This window comes from Kaistia sp. 32K, from assembly GCF_016629525.1.
In the GTDB taxonomy this organism is placed as follows: domain Bacteria; phylum Pseudomonadota; class Alphaproteobacteria; order Rhizobiales; family Kaistiaceae; genus Kaistia.
On the sequence record NZ_AP024269.1, the window covers coordinates 1,469,766 to 1,493,092 of the forward strand.

The 23,327-nt window shown below is 66.6% G+C and carries 15 protein-coding genes; 13 read left to right on the top strand and 2 right to left on the bottom strand.

Annotated elements, in window-relative coordinates:
• The first annotated feature begins 404 nt into the window (after positions 1–404).
• The 5 genes from K32_RS06535 to K32_RS06555 all read left to right on the top strand — a co-directional run bounded on the left by K32_RS06535 (position 405) and on the right by K32_RS06555 (position 11,567).
• Positions 405–7,319, top strand: coding sequence for a hypothetical protein (locus tag K32_RS06535; RefSeq protein WP_201403242.1), 6,915 nt, complete (start codon positions 405–407; stop codon positions 7,317–7,319).
• Positions 7,320–7,549: 230 nt separating this feature from the next.
• A complete protein-coding gene (locus tag K32_RS06540; protein ID WP_201403243.1) occupies positions 7,550–8,056 on the top strand; it encodes an invasion associated locus B family protein in 507 nt (168 codons plus the stop codon).
• Positions 8,057–8,258: 202 nt separating this feature from the next.
• Positions 8,259–8,885, top strand: a complete 627-nt coding sequence (locus tag K32_RS06545; protein ID WP_201403244.1) for an invasion associated locus B family protein — start codon at positions 8,259–8,261, stop codon at positions 8,883–8,885.
• A 157-nt stretch (positions 8,886–9,042) separates the two neighbouring features.
• Positions 9,043–10,344: a hypothetical protein gene (locus K32_RS06550; RefSeq protein ID WP_201403245.1), complete on the top strand. Its 1,302-nt coding sequence runs from the start codon at positions 9,043–9,045 to the stop codon at positions 10,342–10,344.
• Entirely contained in the window at positions 10,344–11,567 is a 1,224-nt protein-coding gene (locus tag K32_RS06555; protein WP_201403246.1) for a glycosyltransferase family 4 protein, read from the top strand. The genes K32_RS06550 and K32_RS06555 overlap by 1 nt, the downstream gene beginning before the upstream one ends.
• On the opposite strand, the gene K32_RS06560 is transcribed toward K32_RS06555, so the two are convergent.
• Positions 11,564–13,864: a bifunctional diguanylate cyclase/phosphodiesterase gene (locus K32_RS06560; RefSeq protein WP_201403247.1), complete on the bottom strand. Its 2,301-nt coding sequence runs from the start codon at positions 13,862–13,864 to the stop codon at positions 11,564–11,566. The genes K32_RS06555 and K32_RS06560 overlap by 4 nt on opposite strands.
• A 373-nt stretch (positions 13,865–14,237) precedes the next feature.
• Complete coding sequence (locus tag K32_RS06565) at positions 14,238–14,438, bottom strand: hypothetical protein (RefSeq protein WP_201403248.1); 201 nt, start codon at positions 14,436–14,438, stop codon at positions 14,238–14,240.
• Between the two features lie 496 nt (positions 14,439–14,934).
• Between K32_RS06565 and xylB the strand changes: the two genes are divergently transcribed.
• From xylB to K32_RS06605, 8 genes are all read left to right on the top strand, one after another.
• The gene (xylB, locus tag K32_RS06570) at positions 14,935–16,407 is read left to right on the top strand and encodes a xylulokinase (RefSeq protein WP_201403249.1); all 1,473 of its coding nucleotides are present in this window, start codon (positions 14,935–14,937) and stop codon (positions 16,405–16,407) included.
• Positions 16,408–16,447: 40 nt separating this feature from the next.
• Positions 16,448–16,693, top strand: coding sequence for a hypothetical protein (locus K32_RS06575; protein ID WP_201403250.1), 246 nt, complete (start codon positions 16,448–16,450; stop codon positions 16,691–16,693).
• A gap of 123 nt (positions 16,694–16,816) precedes the next feature.
• Positions 16,817–17,080 (top strand): hypothetical protein, encoded by a 264-nt coding sequence (locus tag K32_RS24940; protein WP_201403251.1) that lies wholly within the window; start codon positions 16,817–16,819, stop codon positions 17,078–17,080.
• Between the two features lie 87 nt (positions 17,081–17,167).
• Positions 17,168–18,166 (top strand): sugar ABC transporter substrate-binding protein, encoded by a 999-nt coding sequence (locus K32_RS06585; RefSeq protein WP_201404384.1) that lies wholly within the window; start codon positions 17,168–17,170, stop codon positions 18,164–18,166.
• A gap of 87 nt (positions 18,167–18,253) precedes the next feature.
• On the top strand, positions 18,254–19,372 hold the full coding sequence (locus K32_RS06590; RefSeq protein ID WP_201403252.1) for an ABC transporter permease: 1,119 nt from the start codon (positions 18,254–18,256) through the stop codon (positions 19,370–19,372).
• Positions 19,369–20,205: an ATP-binding cassette domain-containing protein gene (locus tag K32_RS06595; protein ID WP_244669878.1), complete on the top strand. Its 837-nt coding sequence runs from the start codon at positions 19,369–19,371 to the stop codon at positions 20,203–20,205. The genes K32_RS06590 and K32_RS06595 overlap by 4 nt, the downstream gene beginning before the upstream one ends.
• Before the next feature lie 83 nt (positions 20,206–20,288).
• Positions 20,289–22,478 (top strand): CHASE2 domain-containing protein, encoded by a 2,190-nt coding sequence (locus tag K32_RS06600; RefSeq protein ID WP_201403253.1) that lies wholly within the window; start codon positions 20,289–20,291, stop codon positions 22,476–22,478.
• Between the two features lie 84 nt (positions 22,479–22,562).
• Positions 22,563–22,952 carry a DUF3307 domain-containing protein gene (locus K32_RS06605; RefSeq protein ID WP_244669879.1) on the top strand — a complete coding sequence of 130 codons (390 nt, stop codon included), beginning with the start codon at positions 22,563–22,565 and terminating at the stop codon, positions 22,950–22,952.
• Positions 22,953–23,327: the final 375 nt, after the last annotated feature.

Genomic DNA, 23,327 nt, shown 5'->3' on the forward strand with positions numbered 1-23,327 from the left:
CGTGACGGTGATTCGCCCGCGTCACGGGCCGACGTGCTTTCCCATGTGCACAACCAAGGAATGTGTGTCGTATGGGCAACAATCCAAAAAATCGAACCCCGCCCCACAACCGAAAATGCGCCATTTTTCATCGATGCACGCATGGCGATTATTCGTATGGCTGACGAACGATACCTCGGACATGTAGTTCAAAATTCAAACTAAATGCTGATCTTTCCACCCCTAAAGGTTGCATAAATCAGGAAGTCAACACGAGTTGAGTCCTTAAGGTTGTCTTATTCAACCTGAAGATGCCGTGACTGGACTCCGCCACCGAGCTCTGGCTCATATCTCAGCCATGTAAATGCGCCTGGCGGCTCGTGGGGCTGTCGCCGGCTATGGCTTGGATGAATCCGGGGGTCTGGATGTCGATTTCGAAATGGAATGCTGGCCGCAAGGCCTCGCTGCTGAGCTCGGCCTCCGGCGCGGTGCTGCTCGCGGGCATGGCGGTGATGACGCCACAGCAGGTGATGGCAGCGTGTTTTAATATTTCGGGGACGGTCGCCTGCGGGGGATCAAGCGGCAACGTAACTGGCACTGCTACGAGCGTCACCATTGTTCCCACTGGCGGCGGGTCCAGCTTCAACTTGAACATCGGTGCCGGCTCGAATACGGGCACAGTTCAGGCGTCAGGCGACGGTGTCACCGCGATATTCCCGCGGAACTTTAATCTAACTGTGAACTCTGGGTCTTCTATCACGGGCAGCAACGGTGTCCTATCGGCCGTCACGGGCAATATCGTCATTGATAATAACGGCAAAGTAACTGGCACGTCCGGCGATGGTATTCGAATCGGTACACAGGCCGTTGTCGCTGGAGTGACGACTCCCATCCCTTCGATCGGCAATGTCACGATAAACAATATCGCGAGCCCCATTGGGCAGGGCACCATTGAGGGCGGACAGAACGGCATTTCAGCGTTCATCGCTGGTGAGTTGAGGATCAATAACAGGGAAGGTCTCATCTACGGACACAGCGGCGACGGTATCCAGATCGGGAGAGAGTTCCTGATCTCCGGCACGAACACGCCACTGCCTTCGGGCGGTAATGCTTTTGTGAACAACATGGGCACTATCGTTGGTGGTCAGAACGGCATCTCTGCGTTCCTGACGGGGGACCTGACGGTCGACAATTCGGCGAGTCTTGGCGCTGCCGTCATCTACGGAGGGAGCGGCGACGGTATCCGGATCGGCACCGAGGCCCTGATCTCCGGTGCGATCACACCGGTCCCCTCGATCGGCAATGCCTTGGTGCGCAACGATGGTGGCACTATCACCGGTGGTCAGAACGGCATCTCCGCTTTTGTTACCGGCGACCTGAAGGTCGAGAACAGAGCGTACGGTCTGCCACCGGGCACGATCGTGGGCGGGGTCAACGGGATTAAGCTCGGAACGACCGTTTCGGGCGTGCCGGTTCCGGTTGTCGGGAATGTGTCGATCCAGAACGGTGCCGGCGGCGAGATTCTGGGGCAGACGGGCAGCGGCATTGTCGGATCGGCGGCCGGCCAGATCGACATCGCCAATTGGGCAACCGGCAAGATCCTTGGCGGCACGGATGGCATCAATGTTCTGTCCGTGACCAAGGACGTCAAAATCTCCAATGGCGGCGAAATCACGGGCGGGCAGACGGGCATCCAGGCTATCGCCGCCGCTGGCAACCTCGTTGTTAATGGCAGCGGCGGGAACTACGGCACGGTCACCGGCACAAACGGACCGGGCATCTTCGGCGTCGCCGGCAAGGAAGTCACGATCGATGCGGGCACGGTCAATGCCGGCGCCGGGACGCTCGATCTTGCCAGTATCGTCCCCGGGGTCGATCTCGGAGCGATCATCGGCGGCGCGGCCGGCATCGATCTGACCGGGGTAGGCATCGGCGGCGGCGTGATCGGCGTCGCTGTGGCGGACAAGGCGACGGTCAACCTGCATGGTAATGTGACGGTGGCCAATGGCGGCCTGCTCGGCGCCGCCGCCTTCTCCGTCAACAAGGACGCCAGCGTCTCTCTCGATCCGAACGTCACGGTGAGCGGCGCCCAGATCGGCGCAGCGGCCGCGGCGTTCACCAACGGCAAAGCCACGGTCACGCTCGGCCAGGGAAGCAAGGTTGAAGCAGATCTCGTCGGCGTGGCCGGCGCCACCCTCGGCACGGGCAAGGTCAGCGTCATCATCGACGAAAAGGCCCAGGTCAACAGCGGCGGTATCGGCGTCGCGGGCCTCGCTTTGAATTCGTCAGTTGATATCGACATCAAGCAGGATGGCTCCATCAACGGCGGTGGCGGCGCCATCGTTCCGGTCGTCGTCTCCTATTCGAAGACCGGGACCACGATCAACAATGCGGGCCAGATCAGCGGTGCCGGCGGGACCGGCCAGATCGCCGTGGCGACGGCTGGCGGCCATCTTGACCTGAACAACACCGGCAAGGTTGTCGGCTCGGTGATCGCCTACACGACCGGCGACAATGCCGCCAACTTCATCCACAACAAGGCAGGCGGCATTTGGGAGACCTCGGGCCTCAGCGTCCTGGCGAGAGACGGGGCGGGCGACAATCGCATCCAGAATGACGGGACGGTCGATGCCTCCGGCAACGCCGTTGTCGCCATGGTCGCGGATGAGGGCAACAACGCCATCACCAACAACGGCGCCTTCAACGTCAATGTCGGCAAGCCGGCGACCCTGGCCAACACGTCGCTCTTCGCGCAATACAGCCAGGGCGGCCAGAACACGATCACCAACAACGGCGCCATGAACCTTGGCGGCATCACCAATTTCGTCCAGTGGACCGACAAGGGCGGCAATCAGGTCACGAACACGCTCAACGGCACCATCAACGCCACGGGCCTGACGACCTTCACGCTCGGCACGGGCAAGGGGACGAACGAACTCGTCAATGACGGCGAGATCAACGGCAAAGACCTCGCCTTCACCCTGCTGAACGGCGGCGGCAACAACGCGGTGACGAATACCGGGGCACTGAACACCACCGGCTCTGCTGTGTTCACGCTCGCCACCGAGGCCGGCACGAACACCCTGACAAACACCGGCAACATCAAGATCGACGATGCGTCGGTGGTCACGCTGTTCGCGGCCAACGGCGTCAACGAGGTCGTCAACAAGGGCAGCTTCGTGACGGGCGACACCGCAGTGTTCACGCTCGGCGCGCTCGAGGGCTCGAACTCGGTGACGAACTTCGCCGGCGGGACGTTCCGCACTGGTGACGACGCGGTCTTCACGCTGGCGACGGGCGAAGGCGCGAATACCGTCAACAATGGCGGTCTCTTCGTGGCGGGCAGCGATGCCGTCTTCACGCTCGGCGCGGTGAAGGGCCACAACTTGGTGACGAATGACGCCAGCGGGACCTTCCTGACGGGCGACGATGCCGTGTTCACGCTGGCGACCGGCGACGGCACCAATACGGTCGGCAACGCCGGCCGCTTCGTGGCGGGTGACGACGCCGTATTCACGCTGGGCGCGGTCAAGGGCTCCAACTTGGTGGCGAATGCCACAGGCGGGACGTTCCGCACGGGCGGGGACGCGGTGTTTTCGCTGGCGACCGGCGACGGCACCAATACGGTCGGCAACGCCGGCCGCTTCGTGGCGGGTGACGACGCCGTATTCACGCTGGGCGCGGTCAAGGGCTCCAACTTGGTGGCGAATGCCACAGGCGGGACGTTCCGCACGGGCGGGGACGCGGTGTTTTCGCTGGCGACCGGCGACGGCACCAATACGGTCGGCAACGCCGGCCGCTTCGTGGCGGGTGACGACGCCGTATTCACGCTGGGCGCGGTCAAGGGCTCCAACTTGGTGGCGAATGCCACCGGCGCGACGTTCCGCACGGGCGACGACGCCGTGTTCTCGCTCGTGACGGGGGCCGGCGGGAACCTGGTCAGCAATGACGGTCGCTTCGTAGCGGGCAATGACGCGGCGTTCACACTGGTGAACGGCGACGGCAACAACACCGTCAGCAACACCGGCCGCTTCTTCGCTGGGAACGACGCGATCTTCACGCTCGCCGCGGTCAAGGGCCACAACGCTGTGACGAACCTCGCCAGCGGGACGTTCCGCACCGGCGATGACGCGGTGTTCTCGCTGGCGACGGGCGCCGGCAACAACCGAGTGGACAACGAAGGTCGCTTCGTGGCGGGCGACGACGCCGCGTTCACCCTGGCGACGGGCGACGGCGTCAACACGGTCAGCAACGATGGTCGCTTCGTGGCGGGCGACGATGCCGTGTTCACGCTGTTCGCAGGCGGTGGCGCCACTGCTGCCAATATCGTCAGCAACGATGGCGACTTCCTCACCGGAAAGGATGCGATCTTCACGCTCGGGGCCGTCAAGGGCTCGAACTCGGTAACGAACGGCCCGAACGGGACGTTCCGCACCGGCGACGACGCCGTGTTCACGCTGGCGACGGGTGATGGCATCAACACGGTCAGCAACGATGGTCGCTTCCTGGCTGGTGATGATGCGGTGTTCTCGCTCGCCGCGGTCAAGGGCGACAACACGGTGTCGAACCTCACCGGCGGGACGTTCCGCACCGGCGATGATGCCGTGTTCTCGCTGGCCACGGGTGATGGCGTCAACACAGTCAGCAACGCCGGTCGCTTCGTGGCGGGCGACGACGCGGTGTTCTCGCTGTTCGCAGGCGGTGGCGCCAATGCTGCCAATATCGTCAGCAACGATGGCGACTTCCTCGCCGGAAACGATGCGATCTTCACGCTCGGGGCCGTCAAGGGCTCGAACACGGTAACGAACAGCACGAATGGGACGTTCCGCACCGGCGACGACGCCGTGTTCACGCTGGTGAACGGGGACGGCACCAACACGGTCAGCAATGCCGGCGCCTTCGTGGCGGGCGATGACGCGGTGTTCTCGCTCGGCGCGGTCAAGGGCGACAACACGGTGACTAACCTTGCCGGCGGGACGTTCCGCACCGGCGATGACGCGGTGTTCTCGCTGGCGACGGGCGCAGGCACCAACACGGTCAGCAATGCCGGCAGCTTCGTAGCCGGCGACGATGCCGTGTTCTCGCTGTTCGCAGGCGGTGGGGCCAATGCTGCCAATATCGTCAGTAACGATGGCGACTTCCTCGCCGGACACGACGCTGTCTTCACGCTCGGCGCCGTCAAGGGCTCGAACACGGTAACGAACGGCACGAATGGGACGTTCAGCACCGGCGATGACGCCGTGTTCACGCTGGTGAACGGCGACGGCACCAACACGGTCAACAATGCCGGCAGCTTCGTGGCGGGCGATGATGCGGTGTTCACGCTCGGCGCGCTCAAGGGCGATAACTCGGTGTCGAACATCGCCGGCGGGACGTTCCGCACCGGCGACGACGCGGTGTTCTCGCTGGCCACGGGGGATGGCACCAACACCGTCAGCAATGCCGGCGACTTCCTCGCCGGTGACGATGCCGTCTTCACGCTCGCGGCGGTCAAGGGTGACAACAATCTGACGAACAGCGGTCGTTTCGAGGTTGGCGACACCTCGGCCTTCACGCTGGTGAGCGGCAAGGGCAACAACACCATCGACAATTCCGGGACCTTCCTGGGAGGCGATACCACGGTGTTCACGCTCGGCACGCTGGACGGCGACAACAGCCTCCGGAACAGCGATGCGTTCGAAGTCTCGGGAACGTCGGTGTTCACGCTCGGAACCGCGCTCGGCGACAACGAGGTCCTCAACACCGGCAACTTCAAGGCGACCGGCACGACGGTGTTCGCGCTCGGAACCGGGGCTGGCGACAGCCATGTCCGGAACGGCTCCGGAGCGAACTTCGACGTCAACGGCTTCACCGCCTTCAGCTTCTTTGGCGGCGGCGGCAGCCTGGTCGAGAACGAGGGCACGTTTAAGTCGACGGGGCTGACGACGTTCACCGGCCTCGACAACTTCAACAACACCGGCCTGCTCAGCATGCAGAACGGCCTGGTCGGCCACGCGCCGATGCTGGCGCCGTATTACGGCTCGAACGTCGGCGACGTCACCTACATGTCCGGCAACTTCAACGCCGGCGCCGGCAGCAAGCTCGCGGTCGACGCCATCCTTGCCGGCCGCTACAACTCCGCCTCCGATCTCCTGATCGTCGGCGGCGACGTAACCGGCAAGACGGCCGTCTATGTCAACTTCGACCCGACGGTGAACGCCGAATACAATCCGGTCGGCACGCCGGTCGTCGGCGTCGTCCTCGGCAATGCGTCGAAGGACGCCTTCTACCTCGCCAATGGACCGATCGATCGCGGGCTCTTCACCTACGATCTCTTCCTCGACACGCCCGGTCCCTCGGCACCGCCCGGTTCCAACGCCTTCGTGCTGGCGAACTATGCCGACAGCAGCGCCTATGCGCTGGCCGAGTTCGCCGGTCTCGCCGGTGGCATCTGGAACACGACGTCCGACAGCTGGATCGACCGGGCGGGCGACCTGCGCGTCAGCGCCCAGCAGGGCACGGCCGACCCGACCAAGAAGTCGGGCATCTGGGCCCGTCTGATCGGCAACGGCGCCGAGCGCAGCACGGAAACGACGATCACGCCGTTCCAGAACCAGTCGGTGACGCTCGATACCGGCTATGACCAGACGCTCTGGGGCTTCCAGGGCGGTATCGACCACGAGTTCGAGGGCACGGTCGCCGACGGCGTCCTGATCGCCGGCGTGCTCGCGGGCTACGTGACCAGCAATGTCGACTTCAACAATGGCGACAACGTCCGGTTCTCGGGTCCGCAGGTCGGCGTCTATGCCAGCTGGGTCAAGGGTGGCGCGTATGTCGACGCGCTGATCAAGGGCGACTTCCTCAAGGCCGACTACGATATCGGCGGCGCGAGCGACAGCACCGACTCGACGACGATCGGCGGGCGGGTCGAGACCGGCTACCGCTTCTACACGGCGACCGGCATGTTCATCGAGCCCAATGCCAGCCTGGCCTACGCCCATACCCGGATCGACAACGTCACGATCCAGGGCACGCCGGTCAATTTCGACAATGGCGACGGCCTCGAGGGCAAGCTCGGCGCGCGGTTCGGCGGTTCGTCGCTGAAGGACGGCGTCAAGTACGACCCCTATGTCAGCATCGGCATCGCCGGCCAGCTGCTCAGCAACAACACGGTCTTCTTCGACAGCGGCCCGGGCCTCGTCGTCGAGGACGACGCGCCGGATGTCTTCGGCGAGATCGGCGCGGGCATCAACATATTCTCGACGAAGAGCGGATGGACGGGCTTTGCCAAGGCGGACCTGCGCTTCGGCGACGACTATATCGGCGGCACCGGCAAGATCGGCGCCCGCTGGGCCTGGTAGTCTTCCGGTTCGGGACAAGAACAGGAACCGCCGGCCGCAAGGTCGGCGGTTCAGCCTTTTGCAGCGTCGCCCAAGGGTTCGGGCGGCACCGGTTCTGACGGGCTGCTCGGACGAGCCGGCCGGATGGCTCCGCGGCGGCCGCTGGCGGGGATAGGGACCGCGACCTGCTTTCACCATCTTGCCGGGAGCACCGACTCCGGCGAAACTCCGCGAAATTTCTGGGGGACTATATGACCAAGCATTTTGGACGCGGGTTCGGGCCTGCGCTGGCCGGCGCGGCGCTGTTCTTCGCGGCGCCTTCTCTCGCGGTGGCGCAGGACGCCCCGGCGGCGCCGAGCTGGATCAGCACCTGCCAGGGGCCGGGCCGCGCCGCCGAGCTCGAATGCCAGATGGAGCAGCGCGCCGTCATTTCCGGCTCGGGCCAGCTCGTCGGTTCGATCACGGTGCGCGTGCCGTCGCAGACGCGCGCGCCCGTGCTGATGATCCGCGGGCCGCTCGGCCTGTCGCTGGCCGGCGGCGTCACCATCGACGTCGACGGTGCCAGCGGCGAAGTGCTGCCCCTGCAGACCTGTGACGCCGGCGGCTGCTATGCCGGCGCGCCGGTGAGCGACGCGCTTTTGGCCGCGATGTTCAAGGGCAAGGTCTTCAACGTCACCTTCCAGAACCTGAACAAGGAAGCGATCAAGCTGCCGATGTCGCTGGCTGGCTTCTCGGCGACCTACGGCAAGATCAAGTGATCGGCTGACGGCGGCCGCGAAAGCGGCCGGCAGGAACGACGCCAAGTATGGCGCCAGGCGTCGCGCCAAGAACGACACTAAGAACGGCACCAAGAATGACGCCCCCTGCTGAAGGGAGCGCGGCGGCGGGAGCGGGGGCACGCCGCCCGGGGAAGTCCGAAACCGGGCTTCCCGTTGCGATCCGCCGTGGGGGGCAGGCGAAATGATCGGGGACGACTATGACGTCTATGACGAGGAGGAGCCGTCGGGGCGACGCTCCTGGCTCTGGGCTCTCGTCTTCGTGCTCGTCGTCGTGTTTTCCGCCACCGTCGGGATCGTCTGGAAGGACCAGCTGATCGACCCCGCCGTCGCCTGGGCGCGGACGGCCCTCGCGGCGGCGCGCGGCGGGGCGCCGGACGCTTCCGTGTCGGGCAAAAGCGTCGGCGCCTGGGGGCTTCGCTGCGATGCCGGATCCGTCTGCGCGCTGGTCCAGTCCAGGCGGGACGAGGGCGGCCTCGACGCGACCTGGCGCATCGAGCGCGCCGGGGACGGCGAGATGCACGCGGTCTGGACCGTGCCGACCGGGGTGATGGTGCGGGCGGGCATGTCGCTTCATTTCGACGACAAGCAGCCGATCGACGTGCCCTATGATTCCTGCGTCGCGGCTTCGTGTGAGGTTCGCGCCAAGCTGACGCCGGGCTTCGTCGACAGCATGCGCGCGGCGAAGGTCAGCGTGGTCCAGGTGACGCTGAAGCCGGGCGGCAAGCCGGCCTTCACCTTCAGCCATGACGGCCTGGCGGAGGGGTTGGCCCTGCTGGCGTCGGGCCAGGCGGTTCGCCAGGGGGATTGAGGCCCAGGGGATTGACGTCCAAGGGAGCGGACGCCCACTGAGATTGGCCCAAGGGGATTGACGCCGGGCCCGCGTGTCGGCAGCCTGCTCCTACAGCTTCCGGTTGGGTCGATCCGCCCGAAGCGTCGTGAAAATGGCGTGGCCGTGGCGGGTTCGGATGACCGGCGATCTGGCTTCCCTGTTTCGCATGCCCGTGCTTGCCGCGCTCGCGCTGCTCATGGCCAGCGACGCCTTGGGCGGGCCGCTGCGCTATGGGCTTTCGCAGCTCGGCCTGGTCGGCCTCTCCTATGCGCCGATCCTCGTGGCGGCGGCCGTCGTCGTCGCCTATCTCGGCCTGCGCTTCGGCTCGCTTCGGGCCGATCCGGCGGCGATCGCTATTTTCGCCATATCCACGCTCTGGCTGTTCCATGCGCTCTGGCTCGGGCGGGCGCCGCTGCAGGCGGCGTTCGGGCTCTACACCTTCATGCCGCTCTTCCTCGGCATGCTGGTCGTCGCGGTCGGCGGGCTGCCGGCGGTGCTGCGGATGGTTGGGGCGCTCTGGTGGATCGCGGTGCTCGGCGTCTTCGTCAGCGCCGTCGTCTGGTTCCCGTGGCACGGCCAGAGCTACGAGATCCTCGGCGTGAAGACCGTGTTCGCGCGCAGTTGGAGCGCCTTCGAGGTCGAGCGGCTGCCCGGCTTCTCGCGGGCGAGCTTCACGGCCGCCAACCAGATCGCGCTCGGCGGCGCGCTGCTGCTCGTCGGCCGGCTTGGACGGCCGGCCAAGGTGGCCGTCTGGATCGTCTCGCTCGCCGCCGTCTGGCTGACGACGTCGAAGGCGCCGCTGGTCGCGGTGCTGCTCACGCCGCTGTTCGTCGCCTTTTTCGACCATGCCGGCCGTCGGCCCGGCGCCTTCGAACGCCGCCAGGGATTGCTGGTCCTACTGCTTGCGATCCTGATCGGCCTGCCGGTCGCCGCGCTCCTCGGCCTGCGCCTGCCGCAATGGGGGAATGCCGGGTTCCTGTCTTTGGGCTCGCTGAACCTGCGCCTGGCCGACATGTGGCCGCGCGCCTTCGCTCTGCTCGATCCGCCCTGGCCGCATCTGCTCCTCGGCCTCGGCTTCGGCGGCATCGGCGCCGGCCAGGCCTATTTCGATCCGGCCCGCTACAGCGCCGCCGACAATCTGTTCGTCTTTCTCTATGCGAGCTTCGGCATCGGCTCGGCCCTCTTCTTGCTCGCCTTCCTGCAAGGCAATCGCGCGCTCGCCGCCGCCGCCCCGGCGGTGTTCCGGAAAGTCTTCGTGCTGGCGGCGGTCCTCCTCGTCATCGGCATGATGTCGAATGTCGTCGAATCGATCCTGCCGGCCTTCCTGCTCGGCCTGCTCGCTGGCAAGGCGCTGGATCCGCTCGCCGCCGCCGGTTTGGCGGCGCCGGTGCGATCCTCCGGCGTCGCGGCGAACCTTCCCGCGCCGGTCCGCGTCTGATGACGATGCGGATCCTGCTGATCGCCGCGCTCTATCCACCCAATGCGCGGGGAGGCGCAGAGAATTCGGCCGCCAATCTCGCCGCCTGGCTCGCCGGGCAGGGGCATGAGGTCGCGGTCCTGACCGGGGCTCGGCGGGACGACGAGATCCTCGACGGCGAGATCGTCGGCGGCTTGCGGATCTGGCGGCTGCGCACCGCCCATCTCTATCCCGCCGTCGAAGCGCCGGACGCGCCGCTCTGGCAGAAGCCGATCTGGCACCTGCAGGATCATTTCGATCCGCGCAATCGCCGGCTCGTCGCGCGCGTGCTCGACGCCTTCCGGCCGGATTTCGTCGGCGTCCATATCATCCAGGGGATCGGCTATGCAGCGCTCGCCGAGATCGCCGACCGCGACCTGCCGACGCTCGTCATGCTGCATGATCTCGGTCTCGCCTGCATCCGGATGTCGATGTTCCGCAGCGGTGAGAATTGTCGCCGCCAATGCGTCGGGTGCCGGCTCTCGGCGCGCTACAAGCTGTCGCTCATCCGCCGTTTCCGGCGCGTCGGGTTCAACTCGCCGTCTGAGGCCAATCTGGCGGCGCTCGCGGCCTTCTTTCCGGTTTCGCAATATCCGCACGCCAGCATTCCGAATCCGAACCACTACCTGCCGCCCATGGTGGCGCGCACCGGCTCGGACCGGGTGCGGCTGCTCTATGTCGGCCGCCTGCATCGGAGCAAGGGCGTCGAGATCCTGCTCGACGCTGCGGCGTCGCTGGCCCGCTCGCACCGTTTCCAGCTCGCGATCGTCGGCGGCGGCGTGGAGGAGGCGAGGCTGAGGGCCCGCTATCCGGGCGCGGCCTGGCTGCGCTTCCATGGCCAGGTCTCCGAGACGGAGGTCGCCGACCACATGCAGAACGCTGATCTTCTCTGCGTCCCGTCCGTCTGGCGGGAGAACTGGCCGGGTGTCGTCGTGCGGGCGCAGAGCCTCGGCCTGCCTGTGCTCGGCAGCCGGATCGGCGGCATTCCCGAGCTCGTCGAGCCCGGGGTCACCGGCGATCTGGCTGCGCCGGGCGATCGGCGGGACTGGGAGGCGGCGCTCGGCCGGATTCTCGCCGAGCCGGAGCGGCTCACGGCGTGGCGGCGGAACGCGGAAGCGACGCGGGACCGGTTCGACCAAGATGCGCTCGGCCAGCGGATGGTTGCGTTCATGCGGGCGATCGCCGCCGCGCCGAAAAGGCTTTAGGCGACCCGCCAGCGTCGCGACGAGACGGAATCGACGAAGTCGGTGACGAAGCCCGGCACGTCTTCCGCCGCCATCGGCTGGGCGATCAGATAGCCCTGGATGATCGGGCAACCGAGCGCGCGCACGGCGTCGAGCTGGGCCCGCGTCTCGACGCCCTCGGCGATGATCTCGAGTTCCAGCGCCGCGGCGAGCTCGATGATCGAGCGGACGATCGCGTTGGTCTTGGGGTCGTGCTCGAGATCGGTGACGAAGGAGCGATCGATCTTGAGGCTGTTGACGGGGAGGGCGCGCAGATGGCTGAGCGAGGCGTAGCCCGTGCCGAAATCGTCGAGCGCGATCGAGAAGCCGAGCCGGCGCAGTTCATGCAGCGTCGCCTCGATGCGTTCGGCGTCGCGCGACAGGATGGTCGTCTCGGTCACCTCGATGCCGAGCTGGTCGCTGTCCAGCCCGTGCCGGCGCAGCTGCGCCACCAGATCGTCGGCGAAGCCGGGATTGCGCAGATCAAACGCCGTGACGTTCATGTTGGTCCGGATCGCCAGGCCCTGGCTACGCCAGTTGGCGAGATCCTCCAGCACGCGACCGAGCATCATCTTGGTCATCGCCTGCGCGATGTCGGGTTCGTCGAAGGTCTCGGCGAAAGCGGCGGGGGCCAGCATGCCGCGCTCCGGATGCTGCCAGCGGGCGAGCGCCTCGAAGCCGGCCAGTCCGCCGGTGCGGATGTCGACCAGCGGCTGGTACACCGGCATGATCTGCCCGGCGTCGAGCGCCAGGCGCAGCGCCTTCAGCAGGCCGTAGCGGCGCTCGGCGTCGTCGCGCATCGACGGCTCGAAGAACACCGTGCGGCCGCGGCCGGCGCGCTTGGCGCGGTAGACGGCGATGTCGGCATCCGCCATCAGCTCGCCGAAGGTGCGGCCGTCGGCCGGGAAGATGGCGATGCCGGCGCTCAGGCTGATCGGCACGTCCTGGCCCTTGACCGAGAACGGGCGGGCGACGGCCACCATCATGCGCCGGACGGCGGTGGCGGCGTCCTCGATGTCGTGCGCGTTGGTGAGCACGACGGCGAACTCGTCGCCGCCGAGCCGGCCGATGACGTCCGATTTGCGGATGGTGCTGCGCAGGCGGCTCGAGATCTCGCGCAACACCATGTCGCCGGCGTCGTGGCCGAGGCTGTCGTTGATGTCCTTGAAGTGGTCGAGGTCGATGATGCAGAGCGCGGCGCGGCGGCGGGCGCGCTTCATCTGCTTCAGCTTCTCCTCGAAGCGCAGCTCGAAGAAGCTGCGGTTGGGCAGGCTGGTCAGGCTGTCGTGATGGGCGAGATGCACCAGCTCCGCCTCGAGGGCGCGATTGCGGGTGATCTCGTCGCGCAGTTCCTGCGTGGTGCGTTCGAGCGATTCATAGCTCGCCATCAGATCGATGGCGCGCGCCTCCAGCATCTCGTTCGCCTTGATCAGGTCCTGATGCTGCTGGTTGATCGCGCGGGCGGCCGCCAGAGTCGGCCCGATGTCGACATCGGTAATGGTGAGCCCTTCGCCATGCGGCGCCAGCCGCAGCTGCCGATCGACAAGCTTGCCGTCCTGCGGATAGCTGGCGTCGAAGACGTCCGAGATCTGGCTCTCGACGGCGCGCACGAAACGGGCGAGCAGGCCTTTTTCCTGGGCAAACGGCCAGATCTCGCGGATCGACCTGCCGATCAGCAATTCCGGCGTCGCGTTGAGCCGCCGCGCGGATTCGGCGTTCGCCGCCAGGACGCCGAAATCCTCGATCGCGCCGCTGGCATTGCGGAAGGCATGGATGACGGTGATGGCGTCGGCGCTGACGTTGAACACCGAGCGCAGGATGTTGGTGGCGTCCTCGCGGGGGCGGATATAGCAGAGGAGGCAGGGCGTGCCCCGGTCCTGGACGGGAAGGATCAGCCGCTCGGTGATGCCGACCGCGCCGAAGCCGACCTTGTTGTGCAGGCCGAGGCCGGGCCGGCCGCTCCGCAGCACGTCGACATAGACGGGGCGGAACGAGATCGCGCCGGGATTGGTCAGCGCCTCGAGCGCCTTGCCGGTGGGGTCGTGGCCGAACAGCGCCAGGACGCGGCTGCCGACATGCGCGTAGACGAGCGCGTCGCCATCGGCGCGCAGCAACAGCGTGCGCTCGCCCAGCGGACCCGTGAGCCAGTCGGCGAAAAGCGCGAGCTCCGGCAGCGCGCCGCCCTTCGTCTGGAGCCACAATGCATGCAGATCCCGAACGTCGCTGAAGTCGGTCGTTAGCTCGATGTCGTCTGAACGGACGTCAATGTAGTTCGTCAAACGGGACGCTTTCCTGAGGACCACACCGGCGACGAAACTATAGGACCCTGCCTTTACAAGCGATTAAGTGAAGATCCCGCCCAATTCAATCAATGGGTGCAAGGTTAAGGGACCCTGACAGATTGCGTTGCAAATCGCCCAATCGGCTTCAGCCCCGACCCCGACCTCGCGCCGCGAGCACGAGAGGGGGAACGCTTGTGCTGCGTCCCCGAGATGGATGGAGGTTGGTGACCGAAACCCTCGCCCGTGAGCGGGAGAGGGCAGGCGAGGGGCAAGTCGTTTTGAAGGGCGGGAGGGTCGGCAGGAACGTCCAGCGCCCTCCGCATGTCCTCATGGGGCCCGCGCGCCTGACATCGGCGCGCGGATCCGAATATCAGGACGCGCGCGCCAGTTGTGTCGTGGGATGGCGGCGGATCTTGCGCGCGGCGCGCTCCGCGGCGATCACATCCGTGAAGATCTGGCCTTCGAGCGTCGCGAAGGCGCCCTCCAGCGCGTGAAATGCGAAGCTCCTGCCGGACCGGATCAGGATGCCGGCCGCCTCGTCGTCGATCTCGATAATGTAGTTGTCGAACACCGAAGTTCTCCTTTCGCCGCCGAAACCTGCCATGCAAGCTTCAGGCCGCGATCGATCATGTCTCTTTTCGAGAGCCATCCGGACACCGCCCGGCGACCCTCAATGTCGAAATTCAGCCAGAGTTCCGACAGCGGCGACACATCATCATTCGGCGGAGGGGATGACGCAGGGTTGCTGTTGTTTTCGGCATCGAAGATCTCCTCATCGAAATCCAGAGCCACGAACCCGTCGTGACGCTTTAGCGTTTGGTGTCGCGGCGCAAGCTGCTTTTCAAATCACCGCGGCATCGCGTGGATGCGATGCTCATATGGGGCCGAACGGCGCCTTCCTACCAGTCATGCATTTCCTTTTTTTGACACTCGTCGAGGAGGATGTTGCGGGCTTTTCCGCAATGGCGAAAGTCGGGGGAAATTCACGCCTGTGCGCTGTGCGAGGAACGGATTGACAAGTGGGGTCGCTTGCAACGTTCTTGAGCCCTGCACGGGAGCGAGCGCACATGACTTATATCGGCATCGACATCGGCACATCGGCAGTGAAGGCGCTGCTCGTCGACGAGAACCAGGCGGTGCTCGCCGAAACGGATGTCCCGCTGCCGATCTCCCGGCCGCACCCGCTCTGGTCGGAGCAGGATCCGGAGGATTGGTGGCGCGCCACCGAGAGCGCGCTTGCCGCGCTCCGCGCCAAGGCCCCGGCCGCGTTCGAGGCTACCGTCGGCATCGGTCTCTCCGGCCAGATGCACGGCGCCGTGCTGCTCGATCAGGCAGGTCGGGTCCTGCGCCCGGCCATCCTCTGGAACGACGGCCGCAGCCATGCCGAATGCGCCCAGCTCGAACACCGGCTGCCGGATCTCGGCCGCATTGCCGGCGTGCCCGCCATGCCGGGCTTCACGGCGCCGAAGCTGCTCTGGGTCGCTCGGCACGAGCCGGAGATCTTCGCCAGCATCGCGCATGTGCTGCTCCCGAAGGATTATGTCCGCTTCCGCCTGACCGGCACCTATGTCTCGGAAATGTCGGACGCGGCCGGCACGCTCTGGCTCGACGAGGCGGAGCGCCGCTGGTCGCCGGAAGTGATGAGCGCGACGGGGCTCGATCCCGCCGTGATGCCGAGGCTGGTCGAGGGCTCCGACGTTTCCGGCGCCGTGGCCGCTTCTGTCGCGGCGGCGCTCGGCCTGAAGCCCGGCGTGATCGTCGCGGGCGGCGCGGGTGACGCGGCCGCCGGCGGCGTCGGCATCGGTGCGATCGACGAGGGCGACGCCTTCATCTCGCTCGGCACGTCGGGCCAGTATTTCGTCGTCAACGAGACCTATCGCCCGCATCCGGCCGCCTATGTCCACGCCTTCGCGCATGCCCTGCCTGGGCGCTGGTTCCAGATGGCGGCGATGCTGAACGGCGCCAGCGCGCTCGCCTGGGCGGCGCAGCTGGTCGGCGAGGCGGATATCGGCAAATTGCTCGCCCGCGTCGAGGCCGAGCCGGTCCGCAACAGCGACCTCCTGTTCCTGCCCTATCTCGCCGGCGAGCGCACGCCGCACAACGATCCCTATGCCCGCGGCGTCTTCTTCGGGCTGACGCCCGCGACGCAGACGACCGACCTGGTCCGTGCCGTGCTGGAGGGCGTCGCCTTCTCCTTCGCCGACGCGCAGGCGGCGCTGGCCGCCGCCGGCACGCGCCCGACGCGAATGGCGGTCATCGGCGGCGGCGCCAGGAGCCCGCTCTGGATCAAGATGTTCGCCGACGTGCTCGGCGTGCAGATCGTGCTCAACGAGGGCGGCGCCAAGGGACCCGCCTTCGGCGCGGCCAGGCTCGCCATCCTCGCCGCGACGGGCGGACAGCCGGCCCGCATCTGCACGGCTCCGCCGATCCGCGCGACGATCGATCCGGACCCGGCGGAAACCGCCCGCTACGCCGAGAAGATCGAGCGCTTCCGCCGGCTCTATACCGTGCTGAAGCCCGAGTTCGCCGCCGGCGCTTGAAGCGCCGGGACGCTGTTTGAGATAGCAGGAGACGAGCCTTTTGCTGCAGCTCGTCTCCGGCGGCGTGCTGCTCTCGGCCGAGGCGAGCGCGCTGGTCCGCAATCCCGCCTTCCAGCTCAAGATGGCGATGCTTCTGATCGGCCTCGTCAATGTCGCGGCGTTTCACGGCTTCGTCGCCGGCGATCTCCGGCGCGGCGATCTCGGACGGGCGCGGCCGTTCGCGGCGCTCTCGCTCGCCGTCTGGGTGGTCGTGCTGCTCGCCGGCCGCGCCATCGCCTATCTCTGATGCACCGTCTCTGCCGCAGCGCGGTGACGAATCCATATTGACTTAAAGGAAGCTGCGTCGACTAACTGCGTGAAAACAAGTTAATCGAGCGGCTGAAAAGCAGCCCGCCGCAGGGAGGCAGGATTGGAGAGGCCCGGCACGGGTCGTGGAAGTAATTCCGCGCAACTTCGCCGCTATTGGGAGTGTCTCGTCCTGCATAGGTTGCGCCGCGCGGGCGAAGCCTGCAAGGCTGACCTTGCCCACGCCGCCGATCTGACCAGCACCGCCATCGGCGCCATCATCCGCAAGATGTTCTTCAATGTCTCGTCCCGCGCCTCGATCCCAATGCGCGACGACGACAGGGACCTCGATACCGGCGGAACCCTCGGTTTCGCCGGCGTCACCTAGCATTCTCGGGAGGAGACCGGGAGCGTCGCGGAGAGACTGGTCGCTTCGCGGACGAGAACAAGAAACGACCAGGGAGGAACGGACATGCTGAAGAAACTTCTGCTTGCCGGCGGCATACTGGCGTTGAGCGCGGCGCCGGTTCTGGCTGACGAGGTCATCGGCCTGATCACCAAGACCGAGACCAACCCCTTCTTCGTCAAGATGCGCGAGGGCGCCCAGGCGAAGGCCAAGGAGCTCGGTGTCACCCTCATCACCGCCGCCGGCAAGTATGACGGCGACAATGACGGCCAGGTCGCGGCGATCGAGAATTTGATCGCGGCCGGCGCCAAGGGCTTTGCCATCGTTCCCTCGGACTCAAAGGCGATCGTGCCGACGATCCAGAAGGCGCGCGACGCGGGCCTGAAGGTGATCGTGCTCGACACGCCGCTCGATCCGATGAACGCGGCCGACGCCACCTTCGCCACCGACAACCGCAAGGCCGGCCAGCTGATCGGCCAGTGGGCCAAGGGCACGCTCGGCGACAAGGCCAAGGACGCGAAGATCGTCTTCCTCGACCTCGCCACCAACCAGCCGACCGTCGACTTCCTGCGCGACCAGGGCTTCATGCAGGGCTTCGGCATCGACGTGAAGGATCCGAACAAGTACGGCGACGAGGACGATCCGCGCATCTGCACGCATGAAATCAGCCAGGGCGACCAGGAGAAGGGCCGCACGGCGATGGAGAACGCGCTGCAGAAATGCCCGGACGTGAACGTTGTCTACACGATCAACGAGCCGGCGGCGGCCGGCGCGTGGGAAGCGTTGAAGGCGGTCGGCAAGGATGACGGCAGCGTGCTGCTCGTCTCGATCGACGGCGGCTGCCCGGGCGTCAAGAACGTCCAGGCCGGAACCCTCGGCGCCACCTCGCAGCAATATCCGCTGAAGATGGCGGCGATGGCGCTCGAGGCGATCCATGCCGGCAAGATCCCGGAGATCGACCCGAAGGCCGGCTTCCTCGACACCGGCGCGCAGCTGATCACCGCCAAGCCGGTCGACGGCGTTCCGTCGATCACTGTCGAAGAGGGCCTCAAGCTCTGCTGGGGCTGAGACTTTCGCGCCGCGCAAGCGGCTGTCGTCGTAAGACGTGGGGGCGCTTCGGCGCTCCCACGATGAGGCGTCGGGGAGGATGGCCTTATGAGTGACAATGCAACGGGCTCGGCCGCGGCGGAGAGCGGATTGACCGAATCCGCCCCGGTCGGTGTTGCGACCTTCGACGAGATGGACCGCGGCCCGATCCGGCGCGCGCAGGAGTTCCTGCATCGGTTTCCGACCAGCATCCCCTTCATCGTGCTCTTGATCGGCATCGTGATCTTCTCGTTCGCCGCGCCCGGCAAGTTCCTGTCGGCATTCAATTTCTCGCTGATCCTCCAGCAGGTGACGATCATCGCGATCCTCGGCGTCGCGCAGACGCTGGTGATCCTGACCGCCGGCATCGACTTGTCCGTCGGCGTGATCATGATCCTCGCCTCGGTGGTGATGGGACGCACGGCCGTCGTCTATGGCGTGCCGGTCGAGATCGCCTTTCCGCTGGGACTTTTGGTCGGCTTCGCCTGCGGCATGGTCAACGGGCTGATCGTCACCAAGCTGCGGCTGCCGCCCTTCATCGTGACGCTCGGCACCTGGAGCATCTTCGGCGCGCTCAACGTCTGGTATTCGAAGAGCGAGACGATCCGCCAGGCCGACATGCAGGAAACCGCGCCCTTCCTGCAATGGACCGGCACGATCCTCCGGCCCTACAATTTCTTCGCCGAGATGGGCCTCGACTGGACCTTCCTGAAGGGCTGGGTGCTGAACTACGGCTCGATCGTGATGCTGCTGGTCGCGGCGGTCATCTGGTACGTGCTGAACAAGACGGCGTTCGGCCGCCACGTCTACGCGGCGGGCGACGATCCCGACGCGGCGCGCCTCGCCGGCATCAATACCGATCGCACGCTGATCGCCGTCTATGCGCTGGCGGGTTTCATCTGCGCCATCGCCGCCTGGGTGCTGATCGGCCGTATCGGCGGCGTCAGCCCGCAGGCCGGCCAGACCGCCAATCTCGATTCGATCACCGCCGTGGTGATCGGCGGCACCAGCCTGTTCGGCGGGCGCGGCTCGATCATCGGCACGCTAGTGGGCGCGCTGATCGTCGGCGTCTTCCGGAACGGCCTGGCGCTCTCCGGCCTCGAGCTGCTCTGGCAGGACTTCGCCGTCGGCGTGCTGATCATCGTCGCCGTCACCATCGACCAGTGGATCCGGAAGATTTCGTCATGACCCTTGAACCTGGAACGGGCCCCGTGCTTGAGACGGTCGTCACGGCGCCGGCGGAGGCCGTGCCCGCGCTCCGGGCCCGCGCGCTCAACAAGCGCTACGGCCGGGTGGTGGCGCTCGACAACGCCGATTTCGACCTGATGCCGAACGAGATCCTCGCCGTCATCGGCGACAACGGCGCCGGCAAGTCGACGCTGATCAAGGCGCTGACCGGCGCCGTGGCGCCCGACCATGGCGAGATCTGGCTGAACGGCCAGCCGGTCGCGTTTAAGAGCCCGATCGAGGCGCGCAATCTCGGCATCGAGACCGTGTACCAGAACCTCGCTCTGTCGCCGGCGCTGTCGATTGCCGACAACATGTTCCTCGGCCGCGAGAAGCGGCGCGAGGACTTCTTCGGCCGGATGTTCCGCACCCTCGACAGCGCCTACATGCAGAAGATGGCGCGGCAGAAGCTGACCGAGCTCGGCCTGTTGACGATCCAGAACATCAACCAGCCGGTCGAGACGCTGTCCGGCGGCCAGCGCCAGGGCGTCGCCGTGGCGCGCGCCGCCGCCTTCGGCAGCCGGGTCGTCATCATGGACGAGCCAACGGCGGCCTTGGGCGTCAAGGAATCGCGAAAAGTGCTGGAGACGATCCTGCGCCTGAAGGAGCGGGGGCTGCCGATCGTCCTGATCAGCCACAACATGCCGCATGTGTTCGAGGTGGCCGACCGCATCCACATCCACCGCCTCGGCAAGCGCATCGCGGTGATCAACCCGAAGCGCCACACCATGTCGGATGCCGTCGCCATCATGACGGGGGCGATGGCGCCGCCCGCGGACGAGGTGCCCGCCTAGATCGCGGGAGAGCCGCTGAGGCGGCTTTCCGAGCGCGCTCGCCATCGGCTATCGTCGCGGCGACGTGCGCGAGCGGGCAGTTCATGCGATTCCTGGGCAGATCCGTCTATTTTCTGGTCGTTGCGGCGTTTCTCGGCGGCGCCGTCGCGCTGCGCGTGGCCGATCCCTTCCCGGTGCAGGCGATCCGCCTGCTCGCCTTCGACCTCTACCAGCGCATGGCGCCGGCGGCGGCGCTGCCGGAGCAGCCGGTGGTCGTCGTCGATATCGACGAGGCGTCGCTGAAGGCGGTCGGGCAATGGCCCTGGCCGCGGACCGTTCTCGCCGATCTGACCCGCAAGCTCGCCGAGGCCGGCGCCGCCTCGGTCGCCTTCGACATGCTGTTCTCCGAGGCCGACCAGAGTTCGCCGGAAGAGGTCGTGCGGCGCCTGCCGCCCGAGCCGGCGGCGCTGGTCGCCGCCTCGATCGGCCAGGCGCCGACCCACGACATGATGTTCGCGGCGGCGCTCGCTTCCACCCCCTCCGTGCTCGGGCTGGCGCTTTCCGGCGGCGGCGGGCCGTTGCCGCATCTCAACACGGGCTTCGCCGTCGCCGGCGACGATCCGCGCCCCTTCATCCCGCGCTTCGCCGGCGTCGTCGCCAACCTGCCGGCGCTGGACGAAGCGGCCAAGGGCCTCGGCTCGATCAACTGGATTGAGGATCGCGACCAGATCGTGCGCCGCGTGCCGCTGGTGCTGCGCGTCGGCGACGCGCTGGTGCCGTCCTTCGCCGCCGAGGCGCTGCGGGTCGGCCAGGACGCCGGCTCCTACATTTTGAAGGCGTCGAACGCCAGCGGCGAGGAGGCCTTCGGCCGCTCGACCGGCTTGAACCATATCCGGATCGGCAGCTTCATCGTGCCGACAGACCCGGATGGCGCGATCTGGCTGCGCTTCCGCCCCAGCGATCCCCAAAGTTTCATTTCGGCCAAGACGGTGCTCGACGGCAGCATGCCGATCGACCGGGTGCAGGGGCGGATCGTGCTGGTCGGCACCTCGGCCGCCGGCCTGCTCGACCTGCGCGCCACGCCGCTCGATTCCGCCGTGCCGGGCGTCGAGATCCATGCCCAGGTGATCGAGCATATCCTGACCGGGCGGACGCTGACCCGGCCGGACTATGCCAGCGGGCTGGAGATCGCCGGCATCGTCGGGCTCGGCCTGCTCCTGGCGCTGATCCTGCCCTTCGTCTCGGCCGCGATGGCGGCGCTGCTCGGCGTGGCGGCGATCGGCGGCATTCTGGTCGGCGGCTTCCTCGCCTTCCAGGAGGCCGGCCTGCTCATTGATCCCTTCTATCCGGCGCTGGTGATCGGCCTCCTGGTGATCGGCAGCGTGCTCTACACCTTCCGCCAGGCCGAGCGCGCCCGCGCCGGTATCCGACGCGCCTTCCAGCATTATGTCGCCCCGGCCGTCGTCGACGAGATCATCGCCGATCCGGCCCGGCTCGAGCTCGGCGGCGAGGTGCGCGAGCTGACGCTGCTCTTCTGCGACGTGCGCAATTTCTCGGCGCTGTCGGAGGGGCTTTCGGCGGCCGAGCTGACACGCTTCCTGAACGAGCTGCTGGCGCCGCTTTCCGACATCATCCTCGCCCATCGCGGCACGATCGACAAATATATGGGCGACGCCGTGATGGCGTTCTGGAACGCGCCGCTCGACGATCCCGACCATGCCCGCCACGCGATCGACGCGGCCGAAAAGATGACCGCCGTGATGGCCGGGCTGAACGCCGAATGGCAGCGCCAGTCGGCGGCGCGGGGGCGGGCGATGCCGGATGTGCGGATCGGCATCGGCATCAACACCGGCCCGTGCTGCGTCGGCAATCTCGGCACGGCGCAGCGCTTCGACTATTCGGCGATCGGCGACGAGGTCAATATCGCGAGCCGGCTCGAGCAGCTGACCAAGGACTACGGCCTCAGCGTCATCGTCGGCGAAGCGACGGCCCGCGAGGCGGGGGCGGCCGGGCTGATCGAGATCGACCAGGTGCAGCTGCGCGGTCGCAGCGGCACGACGCGCATCTTCACGCTCGTTCCCGCCGACGCGGCTCCCGATTTCGTCGAGGCGCAGCGCGCCTTCATCGCCTGCCTGCGCGAGCCGGATCCGACCATCTGGCAGGCGGCGCTCTACCGGGCGAAATCCGCCGCGCCGGCTCGCTTTGCCACCTATTATCACCTTATGCTGGAACGGCTTGCGGCGCGCGGCGGGCTCGGGGGCGAGCCGGCTTCGCAAATCACCATCGACCTGTGACGGCCGTCACAGGTCTCCCAACTGAGATATGTCAGAATCCAAGCAAGCCCGGCGTTCAAGCCGGCAGCACTCCGGAGGGCCGTGTTGATCGATCCTACGTTCGCAGCGCTGGCCGTCCTGACAGTGTTTCAAGTCAAACACGTCATTTGCGATTATTTCCTGCAGACGACCAACCAGCTGCAGAACAAGGGCCGATACGGCCACCCCGCCGGGTTGATCCATGCCGGCATCCACGTCCTCGGTTCGCTGCCCGTGTTCCTGATCCTGCCGGTGTCGCTGCCCGCCGCGGCGCTGATCCTCGCCTTCGAATTCGTCGTGCACTATCACATCGACTGGCTGAAGAACGATCTCACCCGCCGCTATGGCTGGGAGACCAAGGACAAGCAGTACTGGTGGGCCCTCGGCCTCGACCAGTTCGCCCACCAGCTCACCTATCTGGCGATGACCCTGGCGCTCGTGTTGCTGTCGCGGTGAGGGTGGGGGTTCATCTCTCCCTCAGAGACCCTCGCGCATCCGCGTCCAGTCGTCATGCAGCACCCCAATTTCCATCATCCTGAGGTGCCCGAGCGGAGCGCGGGCCTCGAAGGACGCACGATCGCGCTGCAGCCCATCGATTGCACAGCTGCCCTGCGTGCTTCGAGACGGCCCTGCGGGCCTCCTCAGCATGATGAGGATGGTGTTCTGCAAAGGTCATCTCAGGGAGGGGGAAGGAAGGGGTCGTCGATGAGCTGCACGCCTCGTGCCACCCTCCGCCGTCATCCCGGCGAAGGCCGGGATCCAGACACACCGGCCGATGGCCAGAAGGCTAGCCCAAATTTCTTGGCCGGTGTTCATGGGCCCCGGCCTTCG

Bases quoted from the DNA above. Each gene is read 5' to 3' on its own strand.
- xylB (WP_201403249.1), top strand. From the start codon at position 14,935: ATGACTTATATCGGCATCGACATCGGCACATCGGCAGTGAAGGCGCTG.
- K32_RS06595 (WP_244669878.1), top strand. From the start codon at position 19,369: ATGACCCTTGAACCTGGAACGGGCCCCGTGCTTGAGACGGTCGTCACG.
- K32_RS06535 (WP_201403242.1), top strand. From the start codon at position 405: ATGTCGATTTCGAAATGGAATGCTGGCCGCAAGGCCTCGCTGCTGAGC.
- K32_RS06550 (WP_201403245.1), top strand. From the start codon at position 9,043: ATGACCGGCGATCTGGCTTCCCTGTTTCGCATGCCCGTGCTTGCCGCG.
- K32_RS06555 (WP_201403246.1), top strand. From the start codon at position 10,344: ATGACGATGCGGATCCTGCTGATCGCCGCGCTCTATCCACCCAATGCG.
- K32_RS06600 (WP_201403253.1), top strand. From the start codon at position 20,289: ATGCGATTCCTGGGCAGATCCGTCTATTTTCTGGTCGTTGCGGCGTTT.
- K32_RS06590 (WP_201403252.1), top strand. From the start codon at position 18,254: ATGAGTGACAATGCAACGGGCTCGGCCGCGGCGGAGAGCGGATTGACC.
- K32_RS06545 (WP_201403244.1), top strand. From the start codon at position 8,259: ATGATCGGGGACGACTATGACGTCTATGACGAGGAGGAGCCGTCGGGG.
- K32_RS06540 (WP_201403243.1), top strand. From the start codon at position 7,550: ATGACCAAGCATTTTGGACGCGGGTTCGGGCCTGCGCTGGCCGGCGCG.